Here is a 13,139-nt window from a genome sequence, read left to right on the forward strand (position 1 = left end):
GGCCGTCCGGACGATGCGCCCTCGCGATCCCCACCCGCGATCCCCACCGTTCTGTAACCGGTGGCTGCATTTTTCCCGTCGTACCGCTTCCTTAACCGTTTGGTCATGTCCATAACGCTACCTCAGGTTAATCGAGGAGCATCGTAATGAACCTTGACGGAGCGGAGAACGCCAAAGCCGAGGTGTTCAAGCGCGCCTTCCGCTACGCGGAGGTGGCGACGGCCGCGACCGACGGCGGTGGGCCGATCTTCGCGCCGGCCCCCGACACGGCCGCCCATGCCGACATCGCGCGGGCGAGGCGGGCCGGGGAGATCGATCCCAAGGAAAAGATCGCGGTCGGCATCCTGCGACGGGGTCGGGGGGACGACCGCGGGCAGGGACTCAAGCTGGGGCTGTTCGTCCAGCACAAGAAGCTGCTCCACCATCCCGTCGTCGAGGCGGCGTTGCGTGTCGCGCCCACGGAAGCGGAGGTCATCGTGACCGGCCGGATCCGCAGCCAGGGCAGGCGGAAGGTCAGGACCTGCCGCCCCCTGCGCATGGGCGAGTCGGTCGGCCATCACCGCATCACCGCCGGCACGATCGGCTGCTTCGGCGTCGATGCGGACGGCCGCGTCGGGTTGATCTCGAACAACCACGTCCTGGCCATGAACAACAAAGCCCGAGTGGGCGACATCATCCTCCAGCCGGGCAGGGCCGACGGCGGGGACGCGCGGCAGGCCGCGCACGTGGTCGCCAAGCTCGGCACCTATGTGCCGCTCGATTTCGACCCGACCTCCTTCAACCTCGTCGACTGCGCCTTCGCACCGCTCGAAGACGGGCATGCCCGTCCCGAGCCCTTCCTGGTCGGCGACGGAGAGATCGGTTCGGACGGCTGGAGCATCGGCGATATCGAAGACGTGCTCATCGACGGCGACCCGGTGAAGAAGGTCGGCCGCACCACCCGCTTCAGCACGGGCGTCGTGGACGCGATCGCGATCGACAACGTCCGGGTCCAGATGGTCAGCGGCGCCGCACCCCGCTTTGCGATATTCAATCGCCAGATCGCGATCAGCGGCACGGAGAAGACCTTCTCCAAGGGCGGCGACAGCGGTTCGCTGATCTGCACGATGGACGGCCGGCCGATCGCCCTGTTGTTCGCCGGAACCGAGACCGGTGGCCGCAACGACCGCGGCATCACTTTTGCAAATCCGATCCGGGCCGTTCTTGATGCACTCGCCGTCGATCTCTACAGTCCCGCGACAGGAGTCTGACCATGGGTGAGCAGCGGGAGAAGTTGCTGGCGTCGCGGTCGGCGGCCCTGGCTGCGAAGGAGGCGTTCACCTCTCAATACGCGGCGGGACGGCCGGACCGGGCCGTCGGCCTCGGCGTCAACCGGAGCGGCGACGACTGGGCCGTGAAGGTGTTCGCGCAGACGCCCTCGGCGGCCGAGGAATTGCCCGATCATTTCGGCGCGTTCGACGTCGAGGTGGAGATCACCGGGCAAGTCAAGATCCGCTAGATCCAAGCTCCGCCAGATCCAAGCTCCGCTAGATCCAAGCTCCGCTAGATCCAAGATCTGCTAGATCATGGGGGCGGGCGCCACGACGTCCCGGCTTGGCTGCGCTTGAGGTTGGTCCGGAACCAGCGTGTCGCGTCGTCGAGGGTGTCGAACGGCTGGACGCGTACGCCCTTCAGGTGGCCGAAGGCGGCTTCGACGAACCAGGCGCCGCTATGCTCGTGACCCGGGGTCACGAGGCGCACGAGAACCCCGACCAGCATTCCGTTGGCCATCACCAGCATGCCGTCGCGGTCGAGGCTCGCGGTGTCGACGGCGACCGGCTGCAGCACCACCAACGTCTCGACGTTGTGCTGCGCGTCCACGGTCAAGCTCCTTCGGTTCGACCGAGCCAGGTCGCGCGCCGACGTTCGACCCAGCGCGTGTTCTTGAGGTGGAGGTAGTTGGCGTTGAAGCCGCAGTAGGCCTTCAGCCGGTCGACGTCGAGAATCGTCAGGACCCGATGCTTGAGCGTGACGAGGCCGAGCTCGCGCAGTTCGCGCAGGGTGCGGTTCACGTGAACGTTCGAGAGCCCCATCGTGTCGGCGATGTCGGTCTGGGTGAAGGGAAACTGATAGCTGTTGTCGCGCACGCGACCGACGGCGTCGAGGCGCATCAGGATCTCGCACATGATGTGGGCGATGCGTTGATTTGCCTCGCGCGCTCCCAGATTCACCAGCCACTCGCGCAGGATGGCTTCATCGACCAGCGCACACCACCAGAAGGCGCGGGTGACGCGGGGATGACTGGCGGTGATCTCGTCGATGGCCGCGCGCGGGATGTCCACGATCTGGCACGCCGAGATCGTGCCGATGCTGTGGTCCATCTGGTCGAGGATGAAGACGTTGAGGTCGCAGAAATCGCCCGGCAGGAAGTAGGCCATGATCTGCCGCTGGCCGTCGGCCAGGACCTTGTAGCGACAGGCGAAACCGTCGAGGACGAGGTGGACGTTCTCGGGTACCTCGCCCTCCCGGATGAGGTCGACGCGAGCGCCGACCTGCCGCACCTTCGGCACCAGCGCATCGAGGGCGCTGCGGTCGTCGTCCGACAGTGACTCGAAACTTTCGAGCTTCTTGATCAAGGCATGGTGCATCTATCACGCCATGTGTGTGGCCTTCACGGCCTCAGCACTATGTTGAAAATACAACCTCCGTGCCATCATATGATAATGATTGCGTCGATCCCGACATGCACGTAAGTCATAAGCATCGTTTGCCGTAGTCACTGGGCGCAGACGACTGAGGGTTTTTGCTCCCGCCCCCGATGCGGACGGGACCATTGCCACACCCACTTCAGACTGCTTGCGCGAACCGGCTTCTCAGCTTCATGGCGCCGGACGACTTCTCGACGATACAGCCGTATCTCGAGACGACGCCGCTCCGGACCGGTGACGTCCTGATCCGGGCCGACACCCCGATCCCGACGGCCCACTTCATCGAAGACGGGATCGTCTCCTGCATCGCCGTCGCGGCGGACGGCCAGCAGATCGAACTCGGCCTCGTCGGCCGCGAAGGCATGGTCGGCGTGCCGATCCTGCTCGATGCCGAGCGCACGCCCAACGAGGCGCGGGTCCAGGTCGCGGGGACGGCCTGGTCGATCCCGGCCGCGGCCCTGCGCGAGGCGTTGCGGCAGCGGCCCAGCCTGCACGATTTCCTGCTGCGCTACGCCCAGGCCGTGGCGGTGGAGGTGGCCGCGACCGCGCTCGCCAACGGCCTCTACAAGATCGAGCGGCGGCTCGCCCGATGGCTGCTGATGTGCCACGACCGGATCGACGGCGATGTCCTGCCCACGACGCACCGGTTCCTGTCCTTGATGCTCGGGGTCAACCGCACCGGCCTGACCACGGTGGTGGCCGGCCTCGAACGGGCCGGCATCATCGAGACCAGCCGCGGCTCCATCACCATCCGCGACCGCGACGCGCTGCTGGCCCTCGCGGGCGCCGCCTATGGGGCGCCGGAGGCGGAATACCTCCGGCTCATCGGCGCAGGCGCCGAGCCCATCCGGCCCGAGTGAACGGCAGCGTCAGCGCGCCAGGCAGTCCAGCGGGATCGCGATGCGCACGCTCAGTCCTTCGGGCTCCCACTCCTGGGCGATCGTTCCGCCGAGCTGTCCGGTGACGCTGCGCTGAACCAGGGCGGAGCCGAACCCCGGCGCGGCCGGTGCGCCCGCCACCGCGGGGCCGCCCCGCTCGATCCAGGCGAGTTGCATCGCGGCCCCGTCGCGCCGGCAGGTGACGCGGACGTGCCCGGCCTCCCCGGCCAGGGCGCCGTGCCTGACGGCGTTGGTGGCGAGTTCGTGGACGACGAGGGTCAGGCTCGTGGCGGCGGTGTATCCCACCGGCCCGTCACCGACGGAGTCGACGACGATCCGGGCCCCGCCGTCCGGATCGCCGTAGGGCGCGAGCAGGGCGCCCAGGAGAGCCCCCAGCGTCCGGCCCGGCCCGTCCTCGGGCAGGGCGTGGGCGCGGTCGAGGGCGGTGAACCGGTCCCGCAGGGCCTTGGCGAAGGGCTGCACCGCCGGCAGGCTGCGGGCCGACGAACCGATGAGCCCGTTGACGAGGGCGAAGACGTTTTTCAGGCGGTGGTTCAGTTCGCGCCGGCGCAGGTCCTGGTCGGCGCCGATCCGGCGCAGGGCCGTCGCGTCCCGCGAGACGGCGAGGAACCCGCGCAGGGCTCCGCGCTCGTCGGTCATCCGCGTCAGGACCACGTCCCAGTCGCGGCTGTCGCCCTGGGCGGTGGGGCGCTTCAGGAAGAACCGCGACGCGATGCCGGACCGGGCGACCGACAGGCTGGCGAGGATCGCCATCCGGGCCTCCGCGGGCCAGAGGTCGCTCCAGCGACCGGCTTCGCCCGGCACCATACCGGCATCGTAGAGCGTCTCGGCGGCGGCGGGATTGGCAAAGCGCAGGTGCCCCTCGCCGTCCAGGACCTCGATGCAGTCGGGCGTGGCCTCGACGATGCCGGCCCCGAGCCGCGCGCCGGACCAGAGCATGCGGGACAGGGTGGCCGACGCCTCGTTCGGGCTCGGGGCGGAGGGGGCTCGCTGAGCCTCGCCAGACGGTCCCCGTCGGCTCCACCACGGCTGGCCTTCCTGCACGGAACGGTCACCGTCTCCGCCCTGTGTCATCGCGCTTCCTTGCTGGGCCCCGCAAGGCTTCGGGAAAGGTGTCGACCGCCCGAACCGTAACCGTATCGTGTTGTCAGGCCACCAACATATGTTGGAAATCGTACAGACGCCCTATCGGGAAGATGTCGCGAAGTGCCGATATCTCGCCCGCCCTCGAAGACAGGACCCTCGCAGTAACGCCGTTCCGCAGCGGCGAGCTATGGTGCACGGGAGCTGTCGTCGCCGCCCCGTCGCGGAGGGATGAGCGGCGCTGGACTGGGCGATGCGCTACCGGCGCGCGGGCCGGGCCATCCAGTCGGAGCGGTTGCCGCGGCCGGCGGGCAGGGCCTCGCCGGGCTGGATGCGGGCGAGTTCGGCCGAGCGCGAGGCGATCCAGCCGGCGTGCTCGCCGGTGGGCGTCACCGCGGTGAAACCGCCGCAGGCGGTGCGGGCGCGGGCGTTCTGGCGCATGGCGCCGCTCGACCAGCTCACCACGCCGACGATCTGGTAGCCGCCGCGGCCGCCGCGCAGGATCGGGCCGCCGGAATCGCCCAGGCAGGCGCCCGAGCCGGTGGTCTCGGCAAAGCGGCGGCGGTCGGTGACCATGGTGACCCTGTTGGCCACCTCGAGCGAGCCGATGGAGACGAGCTGCGCCGAGCGCAGGGTGCCGGCGGTGTTGCGACGGTTCTCGGCCACGACGCCGAAGCCGGCGATGTCCACCGCCTCGCCGGTGGTGATGGCGCCGCCGCGCGGGTCGAGGGGCTGGAACTCGGGGCCCAGGGGCCGCTCCAGCTTGATCAGCGCCAGGTCGATGCCGGGCTGGTCCTCCGGCGTGGTGCCGGGCACGAAGTCGGGGTGCATCGAGGCGGCGACGGCCAGGACGCGCTGCTGGCGGAACCGCCGGTCGACGGCCACCACGCTGTAGCCGGCCCGGTGCATCACGCAATGGGCGGCGGTGAGGACGAGGTCCGGACCGATCAGGGTGCCCGAGCAGATCTCGCCCCGGGTGCTCTCGATGCGCACCACCGAGGCGCGCAGGCCGTCGGGATCGCGCGAGACCGCGCCGTTGATGACCGCCATCGCCGGGCCGGCGCTCGTCAGCGCGACCAGGGCAGCGCCGAGACGGGCCACGCGCAGGGCATTTACGAGCATCGATCTCTCCGGAGTCCGGGGACGCGTGTCCCAGGGCGGGTCAAGCCTAGCCGAAGGAAGGGTCGTGGCCAAGGCGTGGTTCCATCGCGAGGGCGGCGGCGGTGCGACCCCTCCGGCGGCATGGGTCGTCAGGGCGCCGTCCAGGTCGCCGTCGTGCCCCAGCCGGCCAGGGTCCGGTCGATCCAGTCGCGCTGCGGCCCCAGCAGCACGCCCTGGGAGACGCCGCCGCAACCGCCGCCGATCCAGGCCGAGACCGCGAGCACGGCGGCGGTGCCCTCGGGCCCGATCGGCCCGCCGGAATCGCCCTGGCAGCCGCCCGCACCCGCGCTCTTCAGCCAGACCAGGATGCGGCTCTGGCCGTAGGGCTCCACCACCGGCAGCGCGACGCTGCGGAAGGTGCCGGTGGAGCGCGCGTCACCCGCCTTGCCGGCACCGTAGCCCGAGAGGGCGAGGCGCTCGCCGGCCCTCGGCATCGCCGCGCTCAAGGGGGCGACGGAGAAGCGGGGCGGCAGCGCGGACGCCGTGCGCACCAGGGCGAGGTCGATGGAGCGGCGGCGTCCGGCGATCGCCCCGGCATCGTAGCCCGGATGCACCACCCGGCTCGCGAGATCGAGGAGGACGGGCGCCCCGGCGGCGTCGCGAAAATGCACCCGGTGCTCGGCGCGGCCCGACACGCAGTGGGCGGCGGTGAGGACGGCGTCGCGGGCCACCACGACGCCGGTGCAGACCCCGCCGTTCGACGACAGCACCATCACGCTCGACCCGGCCGCCTCCGGCGCCTCGCGGCCGCCGACCACGGCGGGCGCAGGGCCGGCCAGGACGACCCACGCGACCGCCGCCGCGACCGTCCGCCCACCCGCCCGCGTGCCTTTTCCCCGCATGCCTGCTCCCCGCGCGCCCCGGAGACGCCGATGACCCCGATACGCCTGGACGAGGACATCGTCGAGCCGGTCAGCCTCGCCGAGATGCGCCTCCACCTGCGCCTCGACCCCGACGACGGCGGGGCCGAGGACGGCCTCGTCGCCGCCCTGATCGCGGCGGCCCGCGCGAGCGTGGAGGCCGAGACCCGCCGCGTCCTCGCCCCCGGCCGCTACCGGGTGATGCTCACCGCCTGGCCGCCCGACGGCCGGGTGCCGCTGCCGCTGAGCCCCCTCGTCGCCCTGGCGCGGGCGGGCACCGTCGACGGCGACGGGACGGTCACCCCCCTCGCGCCCGGCCTCGTGCGCCTCGGCGACGACCTGGTCGAGGCGCCCGGCCTCGTGGTCTCGGCCGCGGTGCCGGAGCTGTCCCGGCGGGTCGCGCTGATCGAGGTCGAGGCCGGCCACGGCGGCGCCGGCCCGCCGGTGCCCGCTCCGCTGACCCAGGCGATCCGCCTGCTCGTGGCCCACGCCTTCGAGCGGCGCGGCGACGAGGCCGGCCAGGAGCCCCGGCCGCCGGCCGTCGCCGCCCTGATCGCCCCCTGGCGGCGGCTGCGCCTGTGACGCCCTCCCTTCCCGGAGCCTTCGCGATGAATTCTTCCCCCATCGGCGCGCGCCGGCGCCGGTTCGTGCTCGAACGCCCGATCGAGGAGCCCGACGGCTTCGGCGGCAGCTTGCGCCGCTACGTCGCCGGGCCGCTCCTGTGGGGGGCGATCACGCCGCTCGGCGCCACGGAGCGGGCCGGGGGCGGACGCGCCGACCGGCGCGCCACCCACCGCATCCGCCTCGCCTACCGCGACGGGGTCGCGCCGCCGATGCGGCTCAGCGCCGGCCCGCGCCGCTTCGCGATCCGCCTCGCCGGCGATCCCGACGGACGCCGCCGCGACCTCCTCTGCGAGGTCGAGGAGCTCGTCGAGGCAACCTCGGAGCCCCGGCCATGACCGCCGCGACCACGAGCGCCGCGACCACGAGCGCCCCGACCATGACCGCCGTGTCCACCGGCCCGCTCCTCGCCTTGCGGGGAGCGATCCTGGCGCGTCTGGCCGCCGACGCCACCCTCGCCGGGCTGACGGGCGGGCGCTTTCGCCTCCACGACGAGCCGCCGCGCGGGGCGAGCCCGGTCTACGCCCTGTTCGGCGACACCACGGTCCGGGCCGATCCCGTCGACGGCGCCAGCCGCCACCTCCACGAGCTGGCGCTGGTCGTGGTCGGGAAACCGGGCTCGACCCGCAGCGCCGTCGAGGCCGCCGCCCGCATCGGCGACCTGCTCGCCGACGCCCCCCTGTCGCTGACCGGCCACGCCCTGGTGCTCCTGCGCGTCCAGTCCCTCTCCACCGTCCGCGATCCGCGCAGCGGCGAGGCCAGCGCCACCCTGACGCTGGCCGCCGTCACCGAAGCCCTTCTCCCCGAAGCTCTTTCTTCCGAAGCCCTTTCCCCAGAAGCCGTTCCGACCTGATCCCCCACCAATCCGGAGCCCGCCATGACCGCCCAGAAAGGCAAGGACCTCCTCCTGCGCATCGCGGAGGGCGCCGGTTTCACCGCCGTCGCCGGCCTGCGCGCCCGCCAGATCGCCTTCAACGCCGAGACCGTGGACATCACCTGCGCCGAATCCACCGGGCGCTGGCGCGAGCTGCTGGCCGGAGCCGGCGTGCGCCGGGCCGCGATCTCGGGCTCGGGCGTGTTTCGCGACGGGGCCTCGGACGCGCGGCTGCGCCAGGTGTTCTTCGAGGGCACCATCGAGGCCTGGCAGATCGTGGTGCCGGACTTCGGCACCGTCACCGGCCCGTTCCAGATCACCGCCCTCGAATACCGCGGCGACCATGCCGGCGAGGTGACCTTCGACATCGCCCTCGATTCGGGCGGTGCCCTCGCCTTCGTGGCCGCGTGATGGCCAACCGCCGCCGCGGCGAGGTGCCCCTCGTCATCGCCGACACGCGCTACACCCTGTGCCTCACCCTCGGGGCCCTGGCCGACCTCGAGGACGCTCTCCAGGCCGGCGACCTCGCCGGCCTGGCCGACCGCTTCGCGGGCGGGCGCCTGGCCAGCCGCGACCTCATCGCGCTCCTGGGCGCGGCTCTGCGCGGGGGCGGCCACCCCCTCGACGACGCGGCGGTGGCCGCCCTGCCCCTGGCCGGCGGCCTCGAACCCATCGTCACGGCGCTGGGCGACGTGCTCGCGGCCGCCTTCGGGGCCGAACCGCCGGACCCTCCCTGACCACGGGCGGGCAGGGGCCGGAGGGTACGCCACCCTCCGCCTTCCCGTGGGACGACGTGCTGGCCCTGGCCCTCCACGACCTGCGCTGGCGCCCCGCCGACGTCTGGGCCGCGACCCCGCGCGAACTCGCCGCCGCCGCCGGGTTTTCCCGCCGCGCGAGCCCCATGAGCCGGGCCGACCTCGACAGGCTCATCGCCGCCCATCCCGACCCGAGCTGATCCGGAAAGCCGCCATGCCCGAGACCGACACCGACCGCAGCCTGGCCGGCCGCGCCAGGCAGCTGGAAACCCTCGACAAACTCTCCCAAAAATTCGGCCAGAGCCTCGCCAGGGCCCTGTCGGTCAACGTCAGCGGCGGGCGCCAGCTCGACGGGGTGCTCGCCACCATCGGCGCCAGGCTCGCGGGCCTCGCCGGCCGGGCGATCGCGGCACCGGTGAAGGCGGGCGTGACCGGCCTCGTGAAGAGCCTCATCAACGCCGGGGCCGCCCAGGAGACCACGGCGCTCGCCCGAGGCGGGGTGATCGCGCAGGGGCGGGTGCGGCCCTTCGCGAGCGGCGGGATCGTGGCCGCGCCCACCTACTTCCCGATGCAGGGCGGCACCGGCCTGATGGGCGAGGCCGGGCCGGAGGCGATCCTGCCCCTGCGCCGGGGCGGCGACGGCCGCCTCGGGGTCGCGGCGGCACCGGGCGGGGGGCCGAGCGTAACCGTCAACATCACGACGCCGGACGTGGCCGGCTTCCGCCGCTCGGAGGCGCAGGTCGCCGCCACCCTGGCGCGGGCGGTGGCGCGGGGCCGGCGCGGGCTCTGATACGGTTTGCCGCTTGAATCGAGCGGGAACCGTATCACCAAGCCCGCGCGGCGCCTGAGCGAAGCCCATGTCCGCATCACGAAGTGATCAGCCGGAAATGGGATGAGGCGAGCCTCGTCCATCACGGAGACCGACCGATGCCGAGCGACTTCCACGAGGTCCGTTTTCCCCTTGACGTGGCCCTGCGCGGCAGCGGCGGCCCGCGCCGGCTCACCGAGATCGTCACCCTGGCCTCGGGCGCCGAGCACCGCAACGGCCGCTGGGCCGATTCGCGCCGGCGCTACGACGCGGGCTTAGGCATCCGCAGCCTCGATGCGCTGCATGCGGTGCTGGGCTTCTTCGAGGAGCGGCGCGGGCGCCTCTACGGCTTCCGCTACCGCGACCGGGTCGACCACCTCTCCGGGCCACCCTCGAAGGCGGTCTCGGCCACCGACCAGCCGCTGGGCACCGGCGACGGGACGACGCGGGTGTTCCAGCTCGCCAAGACCTACGGCACCGGCCCGCTGCCCTACCGCCGTGTCATCGCCAAGCCGGTGGCGGAGAGCGTGCGCGTCGCGGTGGCGGGGGTGACGGTGCCCGCCGCGAAGGTCACTTGCGACGCCGCCACCGGCCGGCTCACCTTCGCCGCCGACGCGGTGCCGGCGGCGGGCGCGGCGGTGACGGCGGGATTCGCCTTCGACGTGCCCGTCCGCTTCGACACCGACGACCTCACGGTCGACCTCTCGGCCTTCACGGCCGGCGAGATCCCGCGGGTGCCGCTCATCGAGATCGTGCCGTAGAGGAGACGGCCGGCTCGTCGAACCGCAGCGGCCATGCGCCGGCGCGTCGGATCACCGTGCGGGGCTCGAAGCGCCAAAGCCGCTCGGCGCCCGGGAAATCCGCGATCTCCTCGGCGTCGAGGGCCACCGTCGCGCGCCCCGTCATCTGCAAGAGGTCGCCGCCGGCAAAATCGATGACGACGAGCCCGGCGCGCGGATTGGCGAGCATGTTTCCCAGCGTGTTGAAGAACCGGTTGCCGGAATAGTCGGGGACCGTGAGCGCGCCATCGGCACCGACCCGGACGAAGCCGGCGGGCCCGCCGCGATGCGAGACGTCGACCTGCCGGGTCCCGTCGCCGCCCTCGGCGTAGCTGGCGACGAAGACGGTCTCGGCCTGCGCGACGAGCGCGCGGGCGCGCTCGTCGAGGCGATCCGACACCTCGGGAACGGCCGGCGCCGACACCGCGATCGGGTGCGGGTTGGCGCGCACGCGGATATACTGCGGGCAATTGCCGAAGCTCTGCTGCACGCGGATGGCGAAGCCGTCCGGTCCGGTCCGCTCCACGAGGCCGTTGAGGCGATTGCGCCGCCGCGTGGCGAGATCGATCCCGAGGAGACCGATCGCGGCGCCGTCCGACAGACCCGCCTCGGCGGGATCGCCGGGCTCGGCAGCCGCCCGCACCCGCAGATGGGCCGGATCGGTCGCCTCGAGGAAGCCCGGTCGCCCGGTCCGAAGGGTCGCCCAGACATCGCCGGCCGGATCGACCGCCCCCAGCACCACGAACGGCAAGTGGGCGTAGAATGCGCGATGCTGGTCGATCAGGTGGTCGCGGATCACGCGGGGGCCGATCTCGGCCATCCGTTCGGCGACGCCGAGGTTCGCCTGGAGGGCGACTTCGCCCGGATGCCAGGGCGAGGCGGGCGGATGTTCTGAGAGAGGCATGTATTCTGAGAAGGACATGGGGAACTCCCGGACGAGGCCTGAGCGTCAGGCGGCACGCAGGCCGGCGCGCGTTCGCGCAAACGGCACGAAGCCGGGCAGGGCCTCGATGCGGGCGAGCCAGGTGCGGACCGCGCCATAGGGTGCGAGGTCGACGTTCCCCTCGGGCGCGGCGGCGATGTAGCTGTAGAGGGCGACGTCCGCGATGGTGGGACGGTCGGCGGCGATCCAGGACCGGCTGGCGAGTTCGGCCTCGATGCGGCCCAGGATCAGGTGAGCCCGGGCGATGACCTCCGCCGCATCGAAGGATGCGCCGAACACGGTGACGAGGCGGGCGGCCGCCGGCCCGAAGGCGATGGGGCCGGCCGCCACGGAGAGCCAGCGCTGCACCTGCGCCGCGCCGGACGCATCCTCCGGCAGCCAGTCGGTACGGCCGAGGCGCTTGGCCACGTAGACCAGGATGGCGTTGGAATCGGGTACCACGTTCGCCCCGTCCACCAGGACCGGGACCTGGCCGAACGCATTGAGCTTGAGGAAGTCCGGCGCCTTGTGCTCGCCCTTCGCCAGATCGACCTCGACGATCTCGCAGGGCGCCCCGACCAGGGACAGGAACAGGCGGGCCCGGTGGGCATGCCCGGACAGGGCGACATGAAAGAGCTTCATCGGATGTCTCCTCGGTAACCGGCCAAGAGCGCCGGCCGCATCCGTATCGAACCCCTTTCCCGGGCAGGCGAGAACCGGCTTTCCTCGCAATCGACTATTGCGCAAATTGGAACAATCGAGACGGTGGGGAGGTGCCGGTATGGACCGGTGGCAGGCGATGCGGGTGTTCGTCCGCGTGGCGGAATGCGGCGGCTTTTCGGGCGCCGCGCGTCAGCTCCACATGAGCCCGCCCGCCGTGACCCGGGCGGTGGCCGCCCTCGAGGACCGGATCGGGACGCGTCTTCTGGCGCGGACCACCCGCTCGGTGAAACTCACCGAGGCGGGCGGGCGCTATCTGGAGGATTGCCGGCGCATCCTGGCGGACATCGAGGAGGCGGAGGCCGCCGCATCCGGGTCCTACGCCACACCCTCGGGCACCCTGACCGTCACCGCTCCGGTGCAGTTCGGCCGCCTCTACGTGCTGCCCGTCATCACCGATTACCTCGCGCGCCATCCCGCCGTCAGCGCCCGCGCCCTGTTCCTCGACCGCGTCATCACCATGCTCGACGAGGGCGCGGATGTGGGGGTCCGCATCGGTCACCTCGCCGATTCCGGTCTGGCGGCGATCCGGGTCGGCAGCGTGCGCCGGATCCTGTGCGCGTCGCCGGACTACCTCGACCGGCACGGGACCCCCGAGACCGCCCGCGACCTGCAGCACCACGCCCTGATCGGCTCGGCGAGTTCCGGCCTGGGAGAGGACGGGCGCTTCGGTCTCGGCCGGGGCGTTCCGGCCACGGCGCGCCCGCGGCTGGTCTGCAACACCATCGATTCGGCCCTCGCGGCCGCGCTCGCCGGCCACGGCATCGCGCAGCTCCTGTCCTATCAGGTCGCGCCCGCGATCGCGGACGGCCGCCTGCGCCTCGTCCTCGACGACCCCGAGGCTGGACCGATGCCGGTCCACGTCGTGAGTGTCGAGGGGCGGCGCGCGCCCGCGAAGGTGCGCGCCTTCATCGATCTGGCCGTGACGCGACTTCAGGCCGATCCGAGGGTCAATCCGAATCGTTCCTGA

Annotated in this window: 19 protein-coding genes; 12 read left to right on the forward strand and 7 right to left on the reverse strand. The window is 72.2% G+C overall.

The window, feature by feature from the left end; translation table 11 throughout:
* Positions 1-146: 146 nt before the first annotated feature.
* On the forward strand, positions 147-1,250 hold the full coding sequence (locus ASF39_RS03105; protein WP_056280962.1) for a hypothetical protein: 1,104 nt from the start codon (positions 147-149) through the stop codon (positions 1,248-1,250).
* A gap of 2 nt (positions 1,251-1,252) precedes the next feature.
* Positions 1,253-1,498, forward strand: a complete 246-nt coding sequence (locus ASF39_RS03110; protein WP_055880845.1) for a hypothetical protein — start codon at positions 1,253-1,255, stop codon at positions 1,496-1,498.
* A 65-nt stretch (positions 1,499-1,563) separates the two neighbouring features.
* Here ASF39_RS03110 and ASF39_RS03115 read toward each other — a convergent pair whose 3' ends face one another.
* Positions 1,564-1,860, reverse strand: coding sequence for a hypothetical protein (locus tag ASF39_RS03115; RefSeq protein ID WP_055880842.1), 297 nt, complete (start codon positions 1,858-1,860; stop codon positions 1,564-1,566).
* A gap of 2 nt (positions 1,861-1,862) precedes the next feature.
* Positions 1,863-2,627, reverse strand: coding sequence for a Crp/Fnr family transcriptional regulator (locus tag ASF39_RS03120; RefSeq protein ID WP_055880838.1), 765 nt, complete (start codon positions 2,625-2,627; stop codon positions 1,863-1,865).
* A 233-nt stretch (positions 2,628-2,860) separates the two neighbouring features.
* On the opposite strand from ASF39_RS03120, the gene ASF39_RS03125 reads away from it, so the two are divergent.
* On the forward strand, positions 2,861-3,547 hold the full coding sequence (locus tag ASF39_RS03125; protein WP_162240568.1) for a Crp/Fnr family transcriptional regulator: 687 nt from the start codon (positions 2,861-2,863) through the stop codon (positions 3,545-3,547).
* 9 nt (positions 3,548-3,556) lie between these two features.
* Here the strand turns inward: ASF39_RS03125 and ASF39_RS03130 are convergent, their stop codons facing one another.
* The 3 genes from ASF39_RS03130 to ASF39_RS03140 form a co-directional block, all read right to left on the reverse strand.
* Entirely contained in the window at positions 3,557-4,525 is a 969-nt protein-coding gene (locus ASF39_RS03130) for a PAS domain-containing protein (RefSeq protein WP_056280966.1), read from the reverse strand.
* A 402-nt stretch (positions 4,526-4,927) separates the two neighbouring features.
* Positions 4,928-5,791: a trypsin-like serine protease gene (locus ASF39_RS03135; protein WP_055880827.1), complete on the reverse strand. Its 864-nt coding sequence runs from the start codon at positions 5,789-5,791 to the stop codon at positions 4,928-4,930.
* Between the two features lie 128 nt (positions 5,792-5,919).
* Complete coding sequence (locus ASF39_RS03140; RefSeq protein WP_056280968.1) at positions 5,920-6,672, reverse strand: trypsin-like serine protease; 753 nt, start codon at positions 6,670-6,672, stop codon at positions 5,920-5,922.
* Between the two features lie 30 nt (positions 6,673-6,702).
* On the opposite strand from ASF39_RS03140, the gene ASF39_RS03145 reads away from it, so the two are divergent.
* The 8 genes from ASF39_RS03145 (at position 6,703) to ASF39_RS03180 (ending at position 10,509) form a co-directional block, all read left to right on the forward strand.
* Positions 6,703-7,272: a phage head-tail connector protein gene (locus ASF39_RS03145; protein WP_056280969.1), complete on the forward strand. Its 570-nt coding sequence runs from the start codon at positions 6,703-6,705 to the stop codon at positions 7,270-7,272.
* 26 nt (positions 7,273-7,298) lie between these two features.
* Complete coding sequence (locus ASF39_RS03150; RefSeq protein WP_056280971.1) at positions 7,299-7,649, forward strand: head-tail adaptor protein; 351 nt, start codon at positions 7,299-7,301, stop codon at positions 7,647-7,649.
* A gap of 41 nt (positions 7,650-7,690) precedes the next feature.
* The gene (locus ASF39_RS03155) at positions 7,691-8,164 is read left to right on the forward strand and encodes a DUF3168 domain-containing protein (protein ID WP_055881327.1); all 474 of its coding nucleotides are present in this window, start codon (positions 7,691-7,693) and stop codon (positions 8,162-8,164) included.
* A 24-nt stretch (positions 8,165-8,188) separates the two neighbouring features.
* Complete coding sequence (locus tag ASF39_RS03160) at positions 8,189-8,596, forward strand: phage major tail protein, TP901-1 family (protein WP_055880815.1); 408 nt, start codon at positions 8,189-8,191, stop codon at positions 8,594-8,596.
* Positions 8,596-8,922, forward strand: coding sequence for a gene transfer agent family protein (locus tag ASF39_RS03165; RefSeq protein ID WP_055880812.1), 327 nt, complete (start codon positions 8,596-8,598; stop codon positions 8,920-8,922). The genes ASF39_RS03160 and ASF39_RS03165 overlap by 1 nt, the downstream gene beginning before the upstream one ends.
* Positions 8,919-9,140, forward strand: a complete 222-nt coding sequence (locus ASF39_RS03170) for a phage tail assembly chaperone (protein ID WP_055881324.1) — start codon at positions 8,919-8,921, stop codon at positions 9,138-9,140. Before ASF39_RS03165 ends, ASF39_RS03170 begins: the two co-directional genes overlap by 4 nt.
* 14 nt (positions 9,141-9,154) lie before the next feature.
* Positions 9,155-9,730 (forward strand): phage tail tape measure protein, encoded by a 576-nt coding sequence (locus ASF39_RS03175; protein WP_056280974.1) that lies wholly within the window; start codon positions 9,155-9,157, stop codon positions 9,728-9,730.
* 137 nt (positions 9,731-9,867) lie between these two features.
* Positions 9,868-10,509, forward strand: coding sequence for a DUF2460 domain-containing protein (locus ASF39_RS03180; RefSeq protein ID WP_055880806.1), 642 nt, complete (start codon positions 9,868-9,870; stop codon positions 10,507-10,509).
* Here the strand turns inward: ASF39_RS03180 and ASF39_RS03185 are convergent.
* Together ASF39_RS03185 and ASF39_RS03190 are read right to left on the reverse strand one after the other, a co-directional pair.
* Entirely contained in the window at positions 10,490-11,449 is a 960-nt protein-coding gene (locus ASF39_RS03185) for a pyridoxamine 5'-phosphate oxidase family protein (RefSeq protein ID WP_244472242.1), read from the reverse strand. The two genes, ASF39_RS03180 and ASF39_RS03185, sit on opposite strands and share 20 nt — an antisense overlap.
* A gap of 27 nt (positions 11,450-11,476) precedes the next feature.
* Positions 11,477-12,091: a glutathione S-transferase gene (locus tag ASF39_RS03190; RefSeq protein ID WP_056280976.1), complete on the reverse strand. Its 615-nt coding sequence runs from the start codon at positions 12,089-12,091 to the stop codon at positions 11,477-11,479.
* A gap of 139 nt (positions 12,092-12,230) precedes the next feature.
* On the opposite strand from ASF39_RS03190, the gene ASF39_RS03195 reads away from it, so the two are divergent.
* Positions 12,231-13,139: a LysR family transcriptional regulator gene (locus tag ASF39_RS03195; protein ID WP_055880798.1), complete on the forward strand. Its 909-nt coding sequence runs from the start codon at positions 12,231-12,233 to the stop codon at positions 13,137-13,139.

Source organism: Methylobacterium sp. Leaf108, from assembly GCF_001423265.1.
In the GTDB taxonomy this organism is placed as follows: Bacteria; Pseudomonadota; Alphaproteobacteria; order Rhizobiales; family Beijerinckiaceae; genus Methylobacterium.

What these genes read in the sequence shown, in the direction of transcription:
- ASF39_RS03150 (WP_056280971.1), top strand. Translation starts at nt 7,299, where the DNA reads ATGAATTCTTCCCCCATCGGCGCGCGCCGGCGCCGGTTCGTGCTCGAA.
- ASF39_RS03110 (WP_055880845.1), top strand. Translation starts at nt 1,253, where the DNA reads ATGGGTGAGCAGCGGGAGAAGTTGCTGGCGTCGCGGTCGGCGGCCCTG.
- ASF39_RS03120 (WP_055880838.1), bottom strand. Translation starts at nt 2,627, where the DNA reads ATGCACCATGCCTTGATCAAGAAGCTCGAAAGTTTCGAGTCACTGTCG.
- ASF39_RS03145 (WP_056280969.1), top strand. Translation starts at nt 6,703, where the DNA reads ATGACCCCGATACGCCTGGACGAGGACATCGTCGAGCCGGTCAGCCTC.
- ASF39_RS03185 (WP_244472242.1), bottom strand. Translation starts at nt 11,449, where the DNA reads ATGTCCTTCTCAGAATACATGCCTCTCTCAGAACATCCGCCCGCCTCG.
- ASF39_RS03105 (WP_056280962.1), top strand. Translation starts at nt 147, where the DNA reads ATGAACCTTGACGGAGCGGAGAACGCCAAAGCCGAGGTGTTCAAGCGC.
- ASF39_RS03180 (WP_055880806.1), top strand. Translation starts at nt 9,868, where the DNA reads ATGCCGAGCGACTTCCACGAGGTCCGTTTTCCCCTTGACGTGGCCCTG.
- ASF39_RS03130 (WP_056280966.1), bottom strand. Translation starts at nt 4,525, where the DNA reads ATGCTCTGGTCCGGCGCGCGGCTCGGGGCCGGCATCGTCGAGGCCACG.
- ASF39_RS03140 (WP_056280968.1), bottom strand. Translation starts at nt 6,672, where the DNA reads ATGCGGGGAAAAGGCACGCGGGCGGGTGGGCGGACGGTCGCGGCGGCG.
- ASF39_RS03175 (WP_056280974.1), top strand. Translation starts at nt 9,155, where the DNA reads ATGCCCGAGACCGACACCGACCGCAGCCTGGCCGGCCGCGCCAGGCAG.
- ASF39_RS03155 (WP_055881327.1), top strand. Translation starts at nt 7,691, where the DNA reads ATGACCGCCGTGTCCACCGGCCCGCTCCTCGCCTTGCGGGGAGCGATC.
- ASF39_RS03165 (WP_055880812.1), top strand. Translation starts at nt 8,596, where the DNA reads ATGGCCAACCGCCGCCGCGGCGAGGTGCCCCTCGTCATCGCCGACACG.
- ASF39_RS03135 (WP_055880827.1), bottom strand. Translation starts at nt 5,791, where the DNA reads ATGCTCGTAAATGCCCTGCGCGTGGCCCGTCTCGGCGCTGCCCTGGTC.
- ASF39_RS03195 (WP_055880798.1), top strand. Translation starts at nt 12,231, where the DNA reads ATGGACCGGTGGCAGGCGATGCGGGTGTTCGTCCGCGTGGCGGAATGC.
- ASF39_RS03125 (WP_162240568.1), top strand. Translation starts at nt 2,861, where the DNA reads ATGGCGCCGGACGACTTCTCGACGATACAGCCGTATCTCGAGACGACG.
- ASF39_RS03160 (WP_055880815.1), top strand. Translation starts at nt 8,189, where the DNA reads ATGACCGCCCAGAAAGGCAAGGACCTCCTCCTGCGCATCGCGGAGGGC.
- ASF39_RS03190 (WP_056280976.1), bottom strand. Translation starts at nt 12,091, where the DNA reads ATGAAGCTCTTTCATGTCGCCCTGTCCGGGCATGCCCACCGGGCCCGC.